This is a genomic window from Vibrio sp. ED002 (genome assembly GCF_023277445.1).
GTDB classification, from domain to species: domain Bacteria; phylum Pseudomonadota; class Gammaproteobacteria; order Enterobacterales; family Vibrionaceae; genus Vibrio; species Vibrio jasicida.
This window is the reverse complement of sequence record NZ_CP080239.1, coordinates 1,590,428-1,608,291: the sequence shown is the minus strand read 5'-3', so window position 1 is coordinate 1,608,291 and position 17,864 is coordinate 1,590,428. Positions and strand designations below refer to the sequence as shown.

17 protein-coding genes are annotated in these 17,864 nt (G+C 48.5%); 11 read left to right on the top strand and 6 right to left on the bottom strand.

The features are described 5' to 3' along the window. Window positions 1-59: 59 nt before the first annotated feature. The 3 genes from potE (at window position 60) to pdxY (ending at window position 2,668) form a co-directional block, all read left to right on the top strand. Window positions 60-1,370: a putrescine-ornithine antiporter gene (gene potE / locus ITG12_RS23850; RefSeq protein WP_038868932.1), complete on the top strand. Its 1,311-nt coding sequence runs from the start codon at window positions 60-62 to the stop codon at window positions 1,368-1,370. Between the two features lie 138 nt (window positions 1,371-1,508). Then, the gene (locus tag ITG12_RS23845) at window positions 1,509-1,691 is read left to right on the top strand and encodes an AbrB/MazE/SpoVT family DNA-binding domain-containing protein (protein ID WP_038868933.1); all 183 of its coding nucleotides are present in this window, start codon (window positions 1,509-1,511) and stop codon (window positions 1,689-1,691) included. Window positions 1,692-1,798: 107 nt separating this feature from the next. After that, window positions 1,799-2,668: a pyridoxal kinase PdxY gene (gene pdxY / locus ITG12_RS23840; protein ID WP_005429237.1), complete on the top strand. Its 870-nt coding sequence runs from the start codon at window positions 1,799-1,801 to the stop codon at window positions 2,666-2,668. 89 nt (window positions 2,669-2,757) lie between these two features. Here the strand turns inward: pdxY and ITG12_RS23835 are convergent, their stop codons facing one another. From ITG12_RS23835 to ITG12_RS23820, 4 genes are all read right to left on the bottom strand, one after another. Then, entirely contained in the window at window positions 2,758-3,252 is a 495-nt protein-coding gene (locus ITG12_RS23835; RefSeq protein WP_248874270.1) for a type IV pilin, read from the bottom strand. A 169-nt stretch (window positions 3,253-3,421) separates the two neighbouring features. After that, complete coding sequence (locus ITG12_RS23830) at window positions 3,422-4,099, bottom strand: 3-oxoacid CoA-transferase subunit B (RefSeq protein ID WP_038881277.1); 678 nt, start codon at window positions 4,097-4,099, stop codon at window positions 3,422-3,424. Continuing rightward, on the bottom strand, window positions 4,099-4,752 hold the full coding sequence (locus ITG12_RS23825; RefSeq protein WP_038881366.1) for a CoA transferase subunit A: 654 nt from the start codon (window positions 4,750-4,752) through the stop codon (window positions 4,099-4,101). The genes ITG12_RS23830 and ITG12_RS23825 overlap by 1 nt, the downstream gene beginning before the upstream one ends. A 27-nt stretch (window positions 4,753-4,779) precedes the next feature. Further along, on the bottom strand, window positions 4,780-5,985 hold the full coding sequence (locus ITG12_RS23820; protein ID WP_038881281.1) for an acetyl-CoA C-acetyltransferase: 1,206 nt from the start codon (window positions 5,983-5,985) through the stop codon (window positions 4,780-4,782). Window positions 5,986-6,165: 180 nt separating this feature from the next. Between ITG12_RS23820 and ITG12_RS23815 the strand changes: the two genes are divergently transcribed. Together ITG12_RS23815 and ITG12_RS23810 are read left to right on the top strand one after the other, a co-directional pair. Continuing rightward, window positions 6,166-7,053, top strand: coding sequence for a TIM barrel protein (locus tag ITG12_RS23815; protein ID WP_038881283.1), 888 nt, complete (start codon window positions 6,166-6,168; stop codon window positions 7,051-7,053). A gap of 31 nt (window positions 7,054-7,084) precedes the next feature. Continuing rightward, complete coding sequence (locus ITG12_RS23810) at window positions 7,085-7,834, top strand: sulfite exporter TauE/SafE family protein (RefSeq protein WP_038881286.1); 750 nt, start codon at window positions 7,085-7,087, stop codon at window positions 7,832-7,834. Window positions 7,835-7,846: 12 nt separating this feature from the next. Here ITG12_RS23810 and ITG12_RS23805 read toward each other — a convergent pair whose 3' ends face one another. Then, window positions 7,847-8,737, bottom strand: coding sequence for a LysR family transcriptional regulator (locus ITG12_RS23805; RefSeq protein WP_038881288.1), 891 nt, complete (start codon window positions 8,735-8,737; stop codon window positions 7,847-7,849). 70 nt (window positions 8,738-8,807) lie between these two features. Further along, window positions 8,808-10,250 (bottom strand): sugar porter family MFS transporter, encoded by a 1,443-nt coding sequence (locus tag ITG12_RS23800; protein ID WP_038881291.1) that lies wholly within the window; start codon window positions 10,248-10,250, stop codon window positions 8,808-8,810. A 537-nt stretch (window positions 10,251-10,787) separates the two neighbouring features. Between ITG12_RS23800 and iolE the strand changes: the two genes are divergently transcribed. The 6 genes from iolE (at window position 10,788) to ITG12_RS23770 (ending at window position 17,807) form a co-directional block, all read left to right on the top strand. Further along, window positions 10,788-11,681: a myo-inosose-2 dehydratase gene (iolE, locus tag ITG12_RS23795; protein ID WP_038881294.1), complete on the top strand. Its 894-nt coding sequence runs from the start codon at window positions 10,788-10,790 to the stop codon at window positions 11,679-11,681. A 93-nt stretch (window positions 11,682-11,774) separates the two neighbouring features. Further along, a complete protein-coding gene (gene iolD, locus ITG12_RS23790; protein ID WP_038881297.1) occupies window positions 11,775-13,646 on the top strand; it encodes a 3D-(3,5/4)-trihydroxycyclohexane-1,2-dione acylhydrolase (decyclizing) in 1,872 nt (623 codons plus the stop codon). Between the two features lie 98 nt (window positions 13,647-13,744). Further along, window positions 13,745-14,920 carry a Gfo/Idh/MocA family oxidoreductase gene (locus tag ITG12_RS23785; RefSeq protein ID WP_038881300.1) on the top strand — a complete coding sequence of 392 codons (1,176 nt, stop codon included), beginning with the start codon at window positions 13,745-13,747 and terminating at the stop codon, window positions 14,918-14,920. 12 nt (window positions 14,921-14,932) lie between these two features. After that, complete coding sequence (gene iolC / locus ITG12_RS23780) at window positions 14,933-15,919, top strand: 5-dehydro-2-deoxygluconokinase (RefSeq protein ID WP_038881302.1); 987 nt, start codon at window positions 14,933-14,935, stop codon at window positions 15,917-15,919. 180 nt (window positions 15,920-16,099) lie between these two features. Then, entirely contained in the window at window positions 16,100-16,969 is an 870-nt protein-coding gene (locus ITG12_RS23775) for a 5-deoxy-glucuronate isomerase (protein WP_038868950.1), read from the top strand. A gap of 10 nt (window positions 16,970-16,979) precedes the next feature. Next, complete coding sequence (locus ITG12_RS23770; RefSeq protein ID WP_005437843.1) at window positions 16,980-17,807, top strand: class II fructose-bisphosphate aldolase; 828 nt, start codon at window positions 16,980-16,982, stop codon at window positions 17,805-17,807. The last annotated feature ends 57 nt before the right edge of the window (window positions 17,808-17,864 follow it).

Below are 17,864 nucleotides of genomic sequence, written 5' to 3'. Positions count from 1 at the left end.
CCCGTTCGCACCGTGCGTGAAAACCGCGGTGCGAACCGTTTATTCGTGGAGAATAATTTATGAGTACTGAAACCAAAAAAATGTCGGTGGTGCAACTTACCATTCTGACGTTCATTAACATGGCTGGTTCGGGCATCATCATGTTGCCAAGTAAGCTAGCGCAAGTAGGCACCATTTCGATTTTGTCTTGGTTGATTACGGCTGCTGGCTCTTTGGCTCTCGCGTATGTGTTCGCAAAATGTGGTCGCTTTAGCAAACGTGACGGTGGTATGAACGGTTATGCGTCGTACGCGTTTGGTAAATCGGGTGCGTTTATGGCGGGTTGGACCTACGGCTTATCATTGTTGATTGCCAATATCGCAATCGCCATTACCTGTGTCGGTTACGGCTCAGCGTTTTTTGAAGTGACTTTGTCGCCAGTAGAAACCTGTCTGTACACCATCGCTATCCTTTGGATTTGTACCTTCGCTAACTTTGGTGGTGCGAAGATCACAGGTCAAATCGGCTCGTTTACGGTCTGGGGCGTTATTCTTCCTGTCTGTTCTTTGGGCATTGTTGGTTGGTTCTACTTCAGCCCAACTATGTACATCGAAGCGTGGAACCCACACCACCTACCATTTGGTGAAGCGGTAAGTGCGTCGATCGCGATGACACTTTGGGCATTCCTAGGCCTTGAATCGGCTTGTGCAAACTCAGAAGCGGTAGAAAACCCAGAGAAGAACGTTCCAATCGCAGTATTGGGCGGTACGCTGATCGCGGCAGTGGTTTACATTGTTTCAACCAACATCTGTTCTGGTATCGTGGCGAACTCTGAGCTTGCTGCTTCTACGGCGCCATTCTCAACGGTATGGACAGTAATGCTAGGTTCTACTGCAGGTAAAGTGGTTGCGGGCATGGCAGTGCTAGCTTGTGCGGGTTCACTACTTGGTTGGCAGTTCACCATCGCGTCGGTATTTAAATCGTCTTCAGATGCGGGCTTCTTCCCGAAACTGTTCTCAGAAGTTGATAAACGCGGTACGCCAATCAAAGGTATGCTTGCTATTACAGTCATTCAATCCGTCTTGTCGCTTATGACGATCTCTCCGACGTTGAACGAGCAGTTTGAAGCATTGGTTAACCTTGCGGTTGTGACTAACGTTATTCCTTACATTCTATGTATGGGGGCGATTTTCATCATGCAAAAAGTGGCGCATGTACCTGACCGAGAAATGAAAACCACCAACATCATCGCTTTGGTTGGCTCTCTCTACAGCTTCTACGCGTTGTATGGTTCTGGCTATGAAGCCATGATGTGGGGCTCTATCGTTACCTTCCTAGGTTGGAGCGCTTATGGTCTGATTGCTTCTAAGCATGAACCGCTAGTGAACTAAGTTTTTTCAATCGAGCCTTCCCATACGCGGTGTGGAGGGCTCTTTTGTTTTTATCCATTTGGCAGATTAAGGACACAAAAGAAAGTTACTCGCCACTCGTAACGTGAAAACTCATTTTCGACAATTGGGGGACGAAAGATGATTAGCCAACCTGTTAAGATCGGTGACGATACCGTCGTAGTCATTCCAAGCGTGATCCTGAGCGAGCTCGGGATAAGGGAAGGGGACACCCTCGAAATTGCGCTCAATAAAGACAAAATGGAAATTAAGAAAATGGTACTGAAAACCAGCTCTCCAACCGATTCCAGCGAAGAAGGCTAGAATTGAGTTAGAGAATCTTGGTTTGTCGGATACACTACTGGTTTCGCAAATCTGGCGCTCGCCGCTGTCTTTGAACTATTGATAACAACAAGAAGAGGTCTGGTACTATGCAAGGTATCCTCTCTATACAATCTCATGTTTCTTTTGGTCACGCTGGTAACAGCAGTGCCGTTTTCCCAATGCAACGCATGGGTTTCGAAGTGTGGCCTATTCACACGGTTCAATTTTCTAACCACACCCAGTATCAAGAAGGCTGGACGGGTCGTGCGTTTTCGGCTGATGACATCAGCGAATTAGTTCGTGGTCTTGGCAACATTGGCGCGCTAGAGAAGTGCCAAGCGGTTCTGACTGGTTACCAAGGCAGTGCTGAGCAATGTCTGGCAGTAGAAGATACCGTCACTAAAGTTAAACAAGCGAATCCAGAAGCGCTTTACGTATGTGACCCAGTGATGGGCGCGCCAGACAAAGGCTGTATTGTTGCGCCGGGTATCGCAGAAAACTTGTTGAATCGTCTAATGCCAATGGCGGATGTGATCGTGCCTAACCAGTTCGAGCTAAGCCAATTTGCAGAGATGGAAATTCACACGTTGGATGACGCGATTAACGCTTGTCAGCGTGCGCTAGCAAAAGGCCCTAAAGTGGTGTTGGTGAAGCACCTTTACTGCTTGTCAGATGACAGCTTCAATATGCTGCTTGCGACACCAGAAGGCACTTACCTAGCGAAGCGTCCTCATTTTGAATTTGCCAAAGCACCGGTAGGCGCTGGCGATTTGATCTCGGCGATCTTCACTGCTGGCCTATTGAAAGGTTGGACGCCAAAACAAGCGTTCCAACACTGTCACGATGCTTGCTATGGCGTACTTAACGCGACTTACCAAGCGGGTGAATGGGAACTTCAAACCATTGCAGCGCAACAAGAGTTTGTAGAGCCAAGTGCGCACTTCCCATTGGAAGAAGTAACACTCAGCCAAGCGTAAATTCAGGCTGTAAGCAGTAAAAAGGGAGCATTGAGCTCCCTTTTTGATTTCTATAGCCTGTTCTACACAACCACAACGTTAAGTCTGTCCTAACAGCGAGAGGTATCAACCTTAAAGCTGTGTCCATCAGCGCCTTTTCCATCCAAGCGGTAATACGCATAGCATTTGCCTACCATGAGCGTTTCTGGTGATTCGTCATTGCCATACCCAACCATGGAGTATTGATTGTTCTCGATGAAGACTAAATCTGTCTGTTTCATCTCATCGGTGATGGTTAAGTTATCGAAGAAGCTGACCTGCTCACCGCACTCACTTTGGGTTTCTGGGTAGCCATTGTAAAACTCTTGATACCCAGCAGCGGTTAAGACGCATTGGTCTGCCCCGTGGTCTTGCTTAAAAGCTTTCGCATTCTGATTGAGAATAGAAACGTGATACTGCATGTCGGCAAAGATCACTTGAATGGCGGCTGTGCGGGCATCAGAAGTTCGTTGGTTGGAGTGATAAACGGCATACGCAGTTAAGCCGCCGAGCACGACAGCCGTTAGCAGCCACTCTTTTGACGAAAATCCAGACAACAATCTCATCGGTTTTTACCCTAAATACAACTCAACCATGCGCATAACAGGGCGGGATTCTACGCATGGTTTGAGGGAATTTTAAGGGCAAACTGCGTGTTTCAGAAAAACCTGACACAAACTTGAAGAACGATCAAATTATGAAGAGAGGAGCATATTGCTCCTCTTGCATTTAGAGTTAATTTGGTGTCGGCATTGGAATAAGGTTAGGCGATACAATCAGTTGAGCTTCCGTCGCCGCTTGTACCTCTTCAACGGAAAACTCTGGCGCGAGTTCGGTCAGCATCATGCCTTTATCGGTGATCTCGAATACACCCATCTCGGTAACAATCAAATCCACCTGACCCACTGCAGTCAGCGGTAAAGTGCAATGTTTGAGTAGTTTCGGATTGCCTTTCACCGAGTGTTCCATGGCGACAATCACTTTCTTTGCGCCGACCACAAGATCCATCGCGCCGCCCATTCCCGGGACCATTTTGCCCGGAATGATCCAGTTGGCAAGATTGCCACGTTCATCCACTTGCAGCGCACCAAGTACGGTTGAATCCACGTGACCGCCACGAATGATGGCAAAAGAGTCGGCGCTGTTAAAGTAACATGATCCTGCGATTGCTGTGATGTTCTGTCCGCCTGCATTGACCAGGTCAGGGTCGATTTCTTCCTCAGATGCCAGTTTATCAATGCCAATTAAGCCATTTTCCGCTTGCAGTAATAGCTCGACGTCTTTGTCTACTTCATTGGCAACCAGCGTTGGTAGACCTATTCCTAGGTTAACGATGTCGCCATCTTGCATCTCTTGAGCAACGCGCCATGCAATGCGGCGGCGAACGACTTCTTTATCTAATTGTGCAGTCATTAGTTGTCCTCCACTAAGATGTAATCGATGTACAAACTTGGGGTATGCACGGCTTCGGGTTCAATGTCGCCCAATTCCACAATCTGCTCTGGTTCCACCACCACGGTTTCTGCCGCAGTTGCCATTAAAGGGTTAAAGTTTTGAGTGGTTTTGCTGTAAAAAACGTTGCCTCGACGGTCAACTTTTGAACCACGAATCAGCGCTAAGTCGGCCTTCAGTGGCATTTCCAAGAGATACTGTTTGCCATCAACTTCAATCACGCGTTTGTTCTCTGCGACTATGGTGCCAAGCCCGGTTGGTGTTAGTACGCCACCCAAACCCGCGCCAGCACTGCGAATGCGCTCTGCCAATGTACCTTGAGGAACCAGCTCTACTTCAAGTGTGCCTTCGTTCATTTGCTTGCCCGTTTCAGGGTTGGTGCCGATGTGTGAGGCATACAGTTTCTTCACCCGTTTTTCCGCGATGAGTCGACTAGAGCCACGACCCGGTGAGCCTGTGTCGGTACTGATTAAGGTAATGTCTTTGATGTCTTTTTTGATCAGCAAGTCAATCAAACGCTCTGGGGCTCCCGTCGCCATAAAGCCACCAATCATGATGGTCATGCCGTCGTGTAGTAGGTCTCCAATTTGCTCGGTAGTGGCTGCTTTTTTCATGTTTTTCGTGTCCATGAGAGGCTCCTTTTAGCAACGTTTTAAAATCAACGCCGTGCCCATGCCGCCGCCGATGCAAAGTGATGCCAAACCGTAATCGCGGCGAGTGCGTTGTAGTTGATAAATCAAGGTGGTCACAATGCGGTTACCTGATGCACCGATTGGGTGACCCAGTGCAATGGCACCGCCACTTAAGTTACTGCGTTCTAGCAGCCACGCTTCATCTATATTGTGTTGCTCGGTAAGAGAGCGAACCACGCCAAGTGCTTGTGCAGCAAACGCTTCGTTAAGCTCAAAAACGTCGATATCTTCAATCGCCATTTCGGCTTTGGCTAAGGTATTGGCAATCGCAGACACCGGACCTAAGCCCATCACCTCTGGAGCGATAGCACCTTGTCCGTATTCGATGAGTTCAGCTATTGGCTTGAGGTTGTGGCGTTTCACTGCGCTTTCGGAAGCGAGCAAAATTGCGGATGCGCCATCGTTAATACCGGATGCATTGCCTGCGGTAACGCTGCCTTCTTTATCGAATGCAGGGCGCAGCGCCTGTAGACCTTCAAAGGTGCTGTCGGCTTTCGGATATTCGTCGTTCTTCACTTCGAATTGGCGTTTGCGATCCACAATGGTAATTGGCGCAATTTCTGCTTCAAAACGACCATTTTCTATCGCGCTGACTGCTTTACGTTGGCTTTGTAAGGCAAAGGCATCCTGATCTTCTCGGCTGATTTGGAATTGCTTGGCGATGTTTTCTGCCGTAACACCCATGTGGTAGTTGTGGAAGGCATCCGTCAAACCATCTTTGATGATGCTGTCTTCTTGGATTTGATGACCCATGCGGTAGCCGCGACGAATCTGGCCAGAAGAGACATAAGGTGCGTTAGACATGCTCTCCATACCGCAAGTAAGCACTAACTCAGCATCGCCCGCCCTAATGTGGCTTGCACCGTCCATGATGACTTTCATGCCACTGCCACAAATCATATTGAGGGTGTAAGCGGGAACGGATTCTGGAATGCCTGCCTTCATTGCGGCTTGACGACCCGGTCCCATGCCTGCGCCTCCAGTCAGTACATTGCCCACAATCACTTCATCGATTTGTTCTGGTGCAATATCCACTTGCTCCAAGGCTGCCTTGATGGCATGAGCGCCTAATTCCACACCGGACAATGACGCTAACGAGCCATTAAAGCTGCCAATTGGGGTGCGCTTTGCCGCCACAATAAAGATTCGTTCCATACCGCAGTTTACTCCGTAATCGTTCTGTCACAACCAGTGTAGGGAGTGCGATGTGCTCGCGATATAGCCAGGAATTCAAAGCCGCTTTGCGAAAATGCAAAGTACAAACGAGGCGCAAATCACGAACTTTTACCCCCACCAATCTTAAGGTGAAAGGAAATCAACTTAGGAGAAAAACACATGCTTGATCGTATTGCTTGCGCCCCATGCTGCTGGGGAGTGGAAGAGGCATCTCATGCGACCAACCCAAGCTGGGGAAAGGTGTTAATGGATGCGAGTGACAGTGGCTTTCGTGGTATTGAATTAGGACCGGATGGCTTTTTCCCAGAAGATCCTGAACTGCTGAAAAGTGCGTTTCGCGTACGTGGATTGCAGATGTGCTCTGGCAAGGTACAAGTGCCATTTTGCGATTCTGCAAACATGTCTGCCATTTTGGAAGATGTCGATACCGTTTGTCAGCGCTTAGATGCATTGGGTGTAAAGAACTTACTGGTGATGGAAGGCATTCACGCGGAACGCTATGGCTATATAGGACAAAGCGTCACTGCACCGCGTTTGAAAATGGAAAGTAAACGAACCATGATTGCCAACCTCGAACGCATCATTAGCGTAGCTAGCCAATATGGTTTGCGCTGTTTACTTCATCCGGGCATCGGCGGTTACATCAGTTATAAAGACGAGATCGATTTTGTCATGAGCCAGGTTCCAGCGAACAAGCTCGGACTTTGCATCGATATCGGGCATGCATTTTTAGATGGGATGGATCCGCTGGGGCTTATCCGTCAGTACGGAACGCGCATTGAGCATATTCATGTTAAAGATGTGTCGACGGACAAATTGAGGTTAGCTAATCGCGATAAGTTGGAGTGGGTCGATGCGTACAGCAAAGGGCTGATTACGCCACTAGGGGATGGCGATATCAAGCTCCAACAAGTGATGAGTGCACTTAAGGCGGCCGACTATCAAGGTTGGATCGTGGTCGAGCATGAACACGGCACCGCAGACGTGAGTCAGGTTTCGCGCGATTTAAAACGCAGTCGCGATTATCTCGCTCAGATTGTGGCGTAGTTCGATATTCGATTCTAAAAAGGTGACGATGATGCTCAGCGATCCTTGGTTCTATCTTTTGGCGATTCCTGCGGTGTTAATCTATGGCATTGGTAAAGGTGGGCTCGGTGGGGCGCTGGGCATTTTGGCTGTTCCTATGATGGCGCTGGTGGTGCCGCCAACACAAGCCGCAGCGATTTTATTGCCCATTCTGTTGGTAATGGATGCCTTTGCGGTGCGTCATCATTATCGAAATGCCGATGTTCGAGTGCTTAAAACCATGCTGCCTGGGGCTTTGCTTGGGGTGGTATTAGCGGGCTTATTTCTGAGTATCACGCCAGAGTCAGGGTTGAAGATCACCGTCGGTGTGTTGTCTTTGCTGTTCTGCTTTCAGTATTGGTTAAGTGGTGAAACACCCTCTCAATCAGGGAAGCTAGATGCTTGGGTTTGGAGCACTCTGAGCGGTTTTTCCAGTACTGCAATTCATGCTGGTGGCGGTCCCGCGAGTATTTATTTACTCCCGTTGAAACTGCCTAAAATCAACCTGATAGCAACCATGGCGGTGCTGTTCGGCATAGTGAATGTAGCGAAACTCGTGCCTTACATTTGGCTTGGTGAATTTGATTCGACCAACTTAATGACTGCGCTAGTGTTGATTCCACTCGCGCCCGTTGGCGTTAAGATGGGTGTGTATCTTTTGCATCGCGTCAGTCAGGAAAGAATCTATCAGCTCTGTTACTTGTTCTTGTTTCTTTCAGGCGCCAAGCTGACTTACGATGGCGTCAGCAGCTTATTGTTTTAAATCCAATCCGTCTTAACAAGGGGTTTTTAATAAGAACTCTTTGAACTTTATCGCCACTGGAGATGCAGTTTTGGGTGAATGATAGTACAGATTCAAACTCCAAATACTGGTCTCATACTCTTCCAATAACGGTACTAACTCGCCTTTATCTACTGCTTCTGTTGTGACAAATTGCGGTAAGTACGCGACGCCTGCACCCTTTAAGGTGCCACTAAGCAACAGGTCACTGTCATTCACTTCAATAGTTTTTGGCACTTTCAGCACCATGTTTTCCATTCCTTGACGGAAGATCCAATCGTTGCTGCCTGTCAGTGTGGTTGCAATCAAGCAAGCGTGGTCTCTTAGTGCTTCTGGATGCGTAGCCAAGCCATGCTTTTCAAGATATTGAGGCGAAGCCACGACGATAAACGGGCACTGCATCAGCTCACGTTTCACCAGTAATAAATCTTTTTCACGGTAGCCTTGGAAGCTAGCGTTAGCGCTGATCATCAGGTCACAAGTACTGGCATGATCTAATGCCCAAGGAGTGACGTTGATGTTGAAGGTCACCTTTGGGTTAAGCTTGGAATAATCGGCGATTTTGTCCATCAGGTAGTGATTGGCATACACGGGCGTGCACGCGATGTTGATATGACCTTTTTCGCTGTCTTGGAAGTCTTCTAATTTGCGGCTGATACGCTCGGCGCTGTCAACAAGAGGAGAGAACTCTTCATATAAGGTTTGGCCTGCTTGAGTGGCTTCCAATAATCGGTTCGAGCGGCGGCATAGGGTAGTGCCGAAGTGTTGTTCCAGTTCTTGCAGCCAACGGCTTCCGGCGGAGACCGAAATATTGAATTTACGCGCTGCGGAGGAGATAGACCCAGAGCGGATCACATAGACAAAGAACGCCATTTTATCGAGCATGAGGTTTGCCTCCAAAAGCAAAAGGGAACAAGTGCTAACACCTGTTCCCTTTGTAAAACATTAAGTTATCTTATGCACGTGCTTCAGTCGCAGTTCCAGATACTTTTTTACCCAGTTTTTTCGCCATCGCTTCTTCCATTTTTTCCAAGCTGACGCCTTTGGTTTCAGGCACATACTTGACGACCACGAACATACAGATGAGGGACAAGACGCCGAATAACCAGAAGGCAAAGGCACCGTTGAAGTTCTCTTGTAGGTAGGCGTTTTCATTGAGCATTGGGAATGACTGCGTCACGATAAAGCCAGTAAACCATTGTGCACCGACCGCGATAGCCATGGCACGAGAGCGGATACTGTTCGGGAAGATTTCTGAAATCATAGTCCAACATGCGCAGCCCCAAGAGGTCGCGTAAGACACCACGTACAGACAAAGTGCGAATAGCGCCGCGTAACCTTCCGTTTGCTGGTAAAGCACGTAGCCAACGATGAACATACCGAACGCACAGCCAAAGGTGCCGTATTTCATCAGTGGCAAGCGGCCGACTTTATCGATCAGGTACATACCCAAAGCGTTACCACCGATAAATACGATACCCACGAACGTGGTTTGGAATAGCGCGTTTTCAGTAGAGCCTGTGATTGGTTTTAAGATCTCCGGAGTGTAGTACATGATCACGTTGATACCGGTTAGCTGCTGGGCTGCCGCGACAAACGTACCGATAACCAAGATTGCGAACAATAATGGCGAACGCAGGCTGACCTTGTTCTTCTTCGCACCATGACTTTCTACTAACGACTCTTGGATCTCTTTGATCAAGCGGTCCGCGTGTTTCGGGTTAGAAATTCGAGAGAGAGTATCTTTTGCTTCGGCGACTTTGCCTTTTAGTACCAGCCAACGTGGTGACTCTGGAATGAGGAACAGCAACATGGCGAAAAGCGCGGCAGGAATCACTTCTGACCCGAGCATCCAACGCCAACCGAGATCGACGAGCCAAGCCTCGGACATGCCTTTTGCAATTAAATAGTTAACGTAGAACACGCCAGTCTGACCGATAACCGCGGATTGCTGGAACATGCTCACCGCGCGCCCACGGAAGTCTTTTGGCGCGACTTCCGACATGTACATTGGTGATACCACACAAGCCAGACCTACCGCGACACCGCCTACGATACGGAGCATGACATAGAACGAGAAGGTTTGTGCGAGGGCAGAACCGATGGCTGAAATGATAAAGAGGATAGCGGCGATAAAGAGTGTGTTGCGTCGACCGTATTTAAGGGCTGCCCAACCTGCGCTTACTGCGCCAATAATACTCCCTAGTACAACGCTGGATACGGCCCAACCGGTTTGTGCTGCTGACAATCCGAAATATTCACGGATTGGTCCAATTGCCCCAGAGATAACAGCAGTGTCGTAACCTAATAAGATGCCTCCGAGTGCAGCGATACAACAAATCCTAATGATGTAGGCGAGGTTGTGCTTTCGAGCTTCGGCCTTGGATGTAGCTTCCATTGTTTTTTCCTTTATTAGATCCCCAATCCTTCCCTTAACCATCGAATAAGAGCCAGTTGGGTAGCGGCCAATACTCCGCTTTGTAGGGTACGAGTATTGGATATCTATATTGCCGACTTGTTGTGTTTATTAGATGTATGAAAATTATTTTTCATTTGTCGGTTGGTTTAATCATATTTACTCTTTTGTTATTCGACTAGGTGTCTGTTCGTTTTTTATCCTAAAGTGTTATCCAAATCAAATAATGAAAAACATTTTTCATTTGATGTGCTTTATTTAACTTAATGATTTTAAATGATAAATTATAAATGAGATCCAGATCATACTCGCTTGAAAGGCACGTGGCTATTAGCTTTTTTCATGATTTAACAATTTGATGACATCGATTGCTTTGATTGAAAAATATTTTTCAATTTGTCTTTTTTTCGCTAATGTAATTTCCAGTGAAACGAAATTGGTGAAAGAAAAGCATCGATAAAAACACGCTTTTACTTCACGACATTTATTAAATAACGCAAACATTGTCGGAGAATAAAAATGAGCAACGTGCAATATGGAATTAGCCCACTGACTTGGACCAACGATGATATGCCTGAATTAGGCGGCGATATCCCATTGGAAACGTGTCTAAGTGAAATGGCAGAAGCTGGTTTCACTGGTACAGAGCTAGGTACTAAGTACCCACGTGAGCCAGAAGTTCTAATCCCTCTACTAGAAAAACATGGCCTAGTGCTCGCTTCTGGCTGGTACAGCGGCAATCTAATGAAGCTGACTGCGGAAGAAGAAATCGCAGCGATGCAAGAGCACATCAAATTGCTTAAGGCTGCTGGCTGTAAAGCAATGGTGTTCGGTGAAGTGAGTAACACGGTTCACGGCGACATCAACACGCCACTTTCTCAACGCGTGATCCTTACTATGGATGAGTGGAAAACCTACTGCGCGAAGTTAACTCAAGTTGCGGAATACCTTCTAAACGAGCACGACATCAAGCTGTCTTTCCACCATCACGTCGGCACCATCTGTGAAACGGAAGATGACATCAACATCATGATGGAATTCACTGGCGAAGCGGTTTACCTGACTCTAGATACGGGTCACATCACTTACGGTGGTGGTAACCCAGTGACCATGATCAAACGTTGGGGTCACCGTATTGGTCACATGCACTTTAAAGACCTTCGCCTAGAAGTAATGAAAGCCGCGCGTGATGCAGACAAATCATTCTTAAACGCAGTACTTGATGGCGTATTCACTGTTCCTGGTACAGGTGACGTGGATTACGACGACGTATTCGCAGCACTAAAAGAGCGCAACTACCAAGGCTGGTTGCTGGTTGAAGCAGAGCAAGACCCAGCGAAAGCGCACCCATTGACGTACGCGACAACTGCTTACGAGAACATCACAGGCTACGCGAAGAAATACGGCCTATAAGAGCACAAGCAAGGAAGGGGAGATTCGTCTCCCCTGTATCAAGCCGCGGAGACAACGTGGCTACAAAAATGATTGATACTACCGGGGAAGACAATGAAAACTGTACGCCTAACTGTTGCAGAAGCGCTAGCTCAGTACCTAGCCGCACAAATGATTGAAATTGATGGTAAAAAAGAACAGCTGTTTGGTGCAGCGTTTGCCATCTTTGGTCACGGTAACGTGACGTGTTTTGGCCAACAGCTAAAAAACATCGAAGACAAAATTCCGACTTGGCGTGGTCAAAATGAGCAGTCGATGGCAACAGCGGCAATCGCGTATGCCAAAGCGAACTTACGTCGTCGCATCGGCATCGCGACCAGTTCAATTGGTCCGGGTGCAACCAATATGGTTACCGCAGCAGGTATCGCGCACACAAACCGTTTACCAGTGCTTTTGATTTCTGGTGATGCTTACGTCAGTCGTCTGCCAGATCCTGTGCTTCAACAGCCAGAGAATTTCTACGATCCTTCTATCACTTGTAACGATGCGTTCAAACCGCTAACACGTTACTGGGATCGCATTATCTCGCCAACGCAATTGATGCACTCATTGCCTCAGGCAATTGACACTATGCTTGACCCAGAAACCTGTGGTCCAGCGTTTATCGGCTTACCACAAGATATTCAGGGCGTGGCTTACGATTTCCCTGAAGTCTTCTTCCAAGAAAAAGTACACCGCATTCGTCGTCCAGAGCCAGAAGTGGCAGATCTAGAAGATGCAAAAGCGGCGTTGCTTAGCGCGAAACAACCTTTGGTTATCTCTGGCGGTGGCGTGCATTACTCACTAGCAACGGACGAGTTGGCTGCCTTTGCGAAAAAACACAACATCCCTGTGGTTGAGACCATTGCTGGTCGCGCCACGATGCTGCAAGACAATCCTCTAAACGCAGGTCCAATCGGCGTGACAGGCTCAGACTCTGCAAACTACATGGCAGAGCATGCGGATGTGGTGTTGGCGGTGGGTACTCGCTTACAAGACTTCACGACAGGCTCTTGGTCGGTGTTCAAGAACCCAGATATGAAGCTGGTTACCATCAATACCGCACGCTTTGATGCCATTAAACATCGCGCTATTCCAGTTAAAGCAGACGCAAAACGTGGCTTAGTTGAGCTGTCTAACCTACTGGGTGATTTCCGTAGCAGTGACGAATGGGCGGCAACGGCGAAAGTGCAAGCGGATGAATGGAAGGCCGTGGTGCATCGCCGTACTCATCCTCAACCAGGCGACCTACTCGACGGTACGTCTTCTTATGCAGAAGTGATTGGCAAGCTCAACAAATCTATGCAGCCGGGCGACACCGTACTTACGGCAGCGGGTGGCTTACCAGCAGAGCTCGCGATGAACTGGCAGAACTACCAAATTGGTAAGTTCGACATTGAATTCGGCTTCTCTTGCATGGGTTATGAAATCGCAGGTGGTTGGGGCGCGAAAGTCGCGAACCCAGATAACGATGTGGTTGTGCTCGTCGGTGATGGTTCTTACCTGATTCAAAACTCAGACATCTACTCGTCAGTTCTGACGGGTCACAAGATGATTGTCGTGGTATGCGATAACGGTGGTTTCGCGGTGATCAACAAGCTGCAAAACAATACGGGTAACGAGTCGTTCAATAACCTATTGGAAGACTGTCGCCGTCCTGATGGTGAGGTAGCTCGCGTGGACTTTGCTAAGCATGCCGAAGCGCAAGGCGCAATCAGTGAGAAGCTGACCTCAATCGACCAGTTTGATGACGCATTCCAACGTGCCAAAGAAGCCGACCGTACTTACGTGATTGTGGTTGACATCGACCCAGTATCGCCAATGGCTTGGTCTAAGTGTGATTGCTGGTGGGAAGTGGGACTTCCTCAAGTGACACGCAATGACGACACCGCTGAGAAAGTGGCGGCATGGGAAGAAGGCAGAGCAGCGCAACGCGCCGGCGTTTAAGCCCAAACCGATTTATGTATCAAAACATCCAGCTTTAAAACAGATTTCAACAATTCGATTTATAGGCTCTTAAGCAAGAGCCTGTCAAGGAGTCAAACATGTTTAATGAAGAACGTCATTTTGAGCAACCAATCCGTTGGGCAATGGTCGGCGGTGGTCGTGGCAGTCAGATCGGTTACTCGCACCGTAATGCGGCGCAGCGTGATGGTTTGTTCAAATTGGTAGCTGGTGCATTCGATTTGGATGCGGATCGTTGTCGTGATTTCGGTGAGAACTTAGGTCTAGATGGCGACCGTTGCTACGCAAATTACAAAGAAATGTTTGAGAAGGAAGCGCAACGCGAAGATGGCATTCAAGCTGTTTCAGTCGCAACGCCAAACTCAACGCACTACGAAATTTGTAAAGCAGCACTGGAAGCCAACTTGCACGTCGTGTGTGAAAAACCAATCACCTTCACGACGGAAGAAGCAGAAGAACTCAAACAGATCGCAGCAGAGCGCAATCGCGTGATTGGCGTGATGTACGGTTACAGCGGTTTCCCAATGGTTCAGCAAGCGCGTGAAATGGTGAAACGTGGTGATCTGGGTGAGATTCGTGTTGTGAACATGCAGTTTGCTCATGGCTTCCACAACGAAGAGTACGAGAAAAACGATCCAGGTTTGAAATGGCGCGTCAGCCCAGAAGTCTCAGGTCCAACTTATGTTCTAGGCGATGTAGGTACGCACGCTTTCTACCTGTGTGAAGTGATGACAGGTCTTGAAATCGACCGCCTGTCTTGCATGCGTCAAAGCTTCATCCAGTCACGTGCTCCGCTCGAAGATAACGCTCACATCATGATGCAATTCAAAGATGGTGCGGTCGGTACGCTTTGGGCATCTGCAGTGAATGCAGGTTCGATGCACCAACAAAAAATCCGCATCGTCGGTTCGAAAGCGTCCATCGAATGGTGGGATGAGCAACCAAACCAACTTCGTTTTGAAGTGCAAGGTGAAGCTCCACGCATTCTAGAGCGCGGTATGGGCTACCTATACCAAGATGCTCCGGGTGTGGCTTCCAACCGTGTTGGTGGTGGCCATGCAGAAGGTTACTTTGAATCATGGGCGAACTTGTACCACCGTTTCGCGTTGGCGTTCGATGCGGCGGACCGTGATGACCAGCAAGCGCTGTCTGAAATTTGGTTCCCGGGTATCGACGCTGGCATCGAAGGCGTACGCCTATGCGAGAAGTGTGTGGAATCTGCAGACCAGAACGCCGCTTGGGTTGAATACAAATAATAGGAACAGACGATGACAAACATTGCACTTGAAATAAATCGACCATTGGATGCCATCGTTTTAGGACGTGCGGGCGTAGATCTCTACGCTCGCGAAGCTAAAACCGACATGGCGGACATCTCCGGCTTCAACAAATTCGTTGGCGGCTCAGCAGCAAACATTGCGGTGGGCATTGCCAAGTTAGGCGGTAAGGTCGGCTTTATTGGCTGCGTGGCTGACGATGCATTCGGTGGTTACGTCAAAGGTTACATGACGGAGCAAGGCATCAACCTTGATGGTATGAGAACCGATGATTCTGGTTCGCGCACTTCGGTGGCATTCACTGAGATGAAGCCAAAAGATTGCACCGTGCTTATCTACCGTAACAACGCATCGGATTTGACCATCAAACCAGAAGAGATCGACCCAACTTACATCGCTAGCTCAAAAGTCTTGGTAGTCACGGGTACGGCCTTGTCGGAAAGCCCAAGCCGTGAAGCCACTTTGATTGCGATGCAGCATGCCCGCCGCAGCAATACCTTAGTGGTGCTGGATGTCGATTACCGTCCTTACTCTTGGCGTACGGATACCGATGCTTCGATTTACTACGGCATTGCCGCGGGTCTTTCAGACATCGTTATTGGTAATCGTGAAGAGTTCGACATGATGGAAACCGTCATTGCACCGGGTAACACCGATGATGACCAAACGGCGGCTCGATTCCTCACGGAGAACACGCAAGTGGTGGTGGTGAAAGCCGGTGAGCATGGTTCGAAAGTGTACGACCGTACGGGGCATAAGTTCGAGCAAGGCATTTTCCGAGTGGAAGCCAATAAGCCATTTGGTTCTGGTGACTCATTCGCCGGCGGTCTGATTTGGACGCTAGTTACTGGCGGTTCGCTAGAAGAGGGCGTACGCAACGGCACGGCTGCAGCGGCGATTAATGTCAGCGGTCACAGCTGCACAGAAGCCATGCCAACCAAGGAACAATTATTCGATTTTATTGAGACGCGAAGTTAAGCACGGTTTGGTGCTTTCGGGCACCACATTGCTGCGCGTTTGGTCTCCCGGGCCGGTATGTCACTTGAGGGTAACCAAACAGTGCTCGTACACACCATCGTGGCCCGGCTTTTTTGTTAAGCCACTTTCAGAAGGATAGGACAGTCTCGTTATCAAACGAACTGTGAGGAGAAAAGAAAAATGGGAAAACACATTCCACCATTTGATAACAAGAATGAACCAATTATTGGTGCGAACGACGAAGTAACGCCGCTATGTTACTTCAACCAAGTGTTCTTGAATCAGAACGAAACTTTTGACCATGTTATCGAAGGGTATGAGTCTGTCATCGTATTGGCTGGCGGTACTTGCAGTATCACTGTGACGAAAGACGGCGAGAGCGAAACGTTCGACAACATTGGTAAGCGTAAATCAGTTTGGGACGGCAACCCAGAAGCGGTTTACGTGCCACTTGGCTACCGCGCAACCATCCAATGTGTGAGCGACAAGGCTGACGTCATGATTGCGGGTGGTAAGTTTGAAGCGTCACTGGAGCCTTTCTGTGTCCGCGAAGAGAACGTGGACATGGTTCAGTACGGTTCAGATGACACCAAAACACACCGCAAGATCAAACACGTGCTGGGTCAATCCAACGCAGACAAACGTGGTCGCTTATTAGTGAGTGAGCTATTCACCGTTGGGGCAGGCGGTTGGTCTGGCTTCCCTCCACACAAGCACGATGAAGATCGTGTTAAGCCTGACGGCAGCAAAGAAACCCTTTACGAAGAAGTGTATCAATTCCGCTTCAACCCAGATTTTGGCTTTGGTGCGCAGTTCCTATACGAGCACGAAGACGACTTTGGTCCGGTTTACCACGTGCGCACGGGCTCAGTGATTGCCATCGACAAAGGCTATCACCCAAGTGTGGCTGCTCCGGGTTACGAAATGTATTACTTCACCATCATTGTTGGCAAAACAGAGAAATCTTTGATTCAGCACTTCGATCCGCACCATGAATACCAAGTGGAAACGATCCCTGGCATCAAAGACATGATCGCGAAATTTAAGTAGGGGAATCATCATGTTGGTAAATTTGAATGACCTATTGCCGGAGGCTGCGGCGTCTAACTACGCTGTCCCTTGCTTTAATGTGTTCGGCTTTGAAGATGCACGTGCTGTTGTTGAAGCGGCAGAGCAAGTGAACAAACCTGTAATTTTAGCCTGCAACAAAGACGTAGTGGATTTTTATGGCGTAGAAACCGCTGCGGCGATGTTCCTAAATCTAGCGCACAAGAGCACAGTGCCTGTTGTGCTTCACCTTGACCACACTTACGAAGAAGACATCGTCTTTCGTGCGCTTAAAGCTGGGTTTAGTTCCGTGATGTTTGATGGCTCGCAACTGACGTTGGACGAGAACATTGCTCGCACCAAGAAAGTCGTGGAAGTGGCGCATGCGTTAGGAGCATCGGTAGAGGGTGAAATTGGTTCGGTGCCTTACGAAGAAGGTCGCGACCACATAAAATCTATCTACACAGAACCGGAAGACGCGGCGCGCTTTGCAGAAGAGAGTGGCGTTGATTGTGTCGCAATTTCTGTCGGCAACGTTCACCGCTTAACCGAGCCAACTTGTACTATCGATTTTGGTCGTCTAGACCGTATCGCAAATGCTGTGGCTGTGCCGTTGGTGATTCATGGTTCGAGTGGTATCCGCGATGAAGACATGCTCAAGCTCAAGCAAAGCCGCGTGTCCAAGTTCAATATTGGCACCTGTTTGCGTCAGGCTCTGGGCCATAATCTTCGCGATTACATGAATCAGGAACCACAAAAGTTTGACCGTATTTACTTCATGCAAAAGGCGATGCCTTATGTGAAAGAAGAAGCGGTACGAAACTTTGAATTATTATCTTAAAATAGCGGCCCCTTTTGTTACTATAAGGGGCCTCTATCTCCAAGCGTTCATTGATAG

Excerpts from the sequence above, each read along its gene's own strand:
- potE (WP_038868932.1), top strand. The coding sequence starts at position 60 with ATGAGTACTGAAACCAAAAAAATGTCGGTGGTGCAACTTACCATTCTG.
- ITG12_RS23845 (WP_038868933.1), top strand. The coding sequence starts at position 1,509 with ATGATTAGCCAACCTGTTAAGATCGGTGACGATACCGTCGTAGTCATT.
- pdxY (WP_005429237.1), top strand. The coding sequence starts at position 1,799 with ATGCAAGGTATCCTCTCTATACAATCTCATGTTTCTTTTGGTCACGCT.
- ITG12_RS23835 (WP_248874270.1), bottom strand. The coding sequence starts at position 3,252 with ATGAGATTGTTGTCTGGATTTTCGTCAAAAGAGTGGCTGCTAACGGCT.
- ITG12_RS23830 (WP_038881277.1), bottom strand. The coding sequence starts at position 4,099 with ATGACTGCACAATTAGATAAAGAAGTCGTTCGCCGCCGCATTGCATGG.
- ITG12_RS23825 (WP_038881366.1), bottom strand. The coding sequence starts at position 4,752 with ATGAAAAAAGCAGCCACTACCGAGCAAATTGGAGACCTACTACACGAC.
- ITG12_RS23820 (WP_038881281.1), bottom strand. The coding sequence starts at position 5,985 with ATGGAACGAATCTTTATTGTGGCGGCAAAGCGCACCCCAATTGGCAGC.
- ITG12_RS23815 (WP_038881283.1), top strand. The coding sequence starts at position 6,166 with ATGCTTGATCGTATTGCTTGCGCCCCATGCTGCTGGGGAGTGGAAGAG.
- ITG12_RS23810 (WP_038881286.1), top strand. The coding sequence starts at position 7,085 with ATGCTCAGCGATCCTTGGTTCTATCTTTTGGCGATTCCTGCGGTGTTA.
- ITG12_RS23805 (WP_038881288.1), bottom strand. The coding sequence starts at position 8,737 with ATGCTCGATAAAATGGCGTTCTTTGTCTATGTGATCCGCTCTGGGTCT.
- ITG12_RS23800 (WP_038881291.1), bottom strand. The coding sequence starts at position 10,250 with ATGGAAGCTACATCCAAGGCCGAAGCTCGAAAGCACAACCTCGCCTAC.
- iolE (WP_038881294.1), top strand. The coding sequence starts at position 10,788 with ATGAGCAACGTGCAATATGGAATTAGCCCACTGACTTGGACCAACGAT.
- iolD (WP_038881297.1), top strand. The coding sequence starts at position 11,775 with ATGAAAACTGTACGCCTAACTGTTGCAGAAGCGCTAGCTCAGTACCTA.
- ITG12_RS23785 (WP_038881300.1), top strand. The coding sequence starts at position 13,745 with ATGTTTAATGAAGAACGTCATTTTGAGCAACCAATCCGTTGGGCAATG.
- iolC (WP_038881302.1), top strand. The coding sequence starts at position 14,933 with ATGACAAACATTGCACTTGAAATAAATCGACCATTGGATGCCATCGTT.
- ITG12_RS23775 (WP_038868950.1), top strand. The coding sequence starts at position 16,100 with ATGGGAAAACACATTCCACCATTTGATAACAAGAATGAACCAATTATT.
- ITG12_RS23770 (WP_005437843.1), top strand. The coding sequence starts at position 16,980 with ATGTTGGTAAATTTGAATGACCTATTGCCGGAGGCTGCGGCGTCTAAC.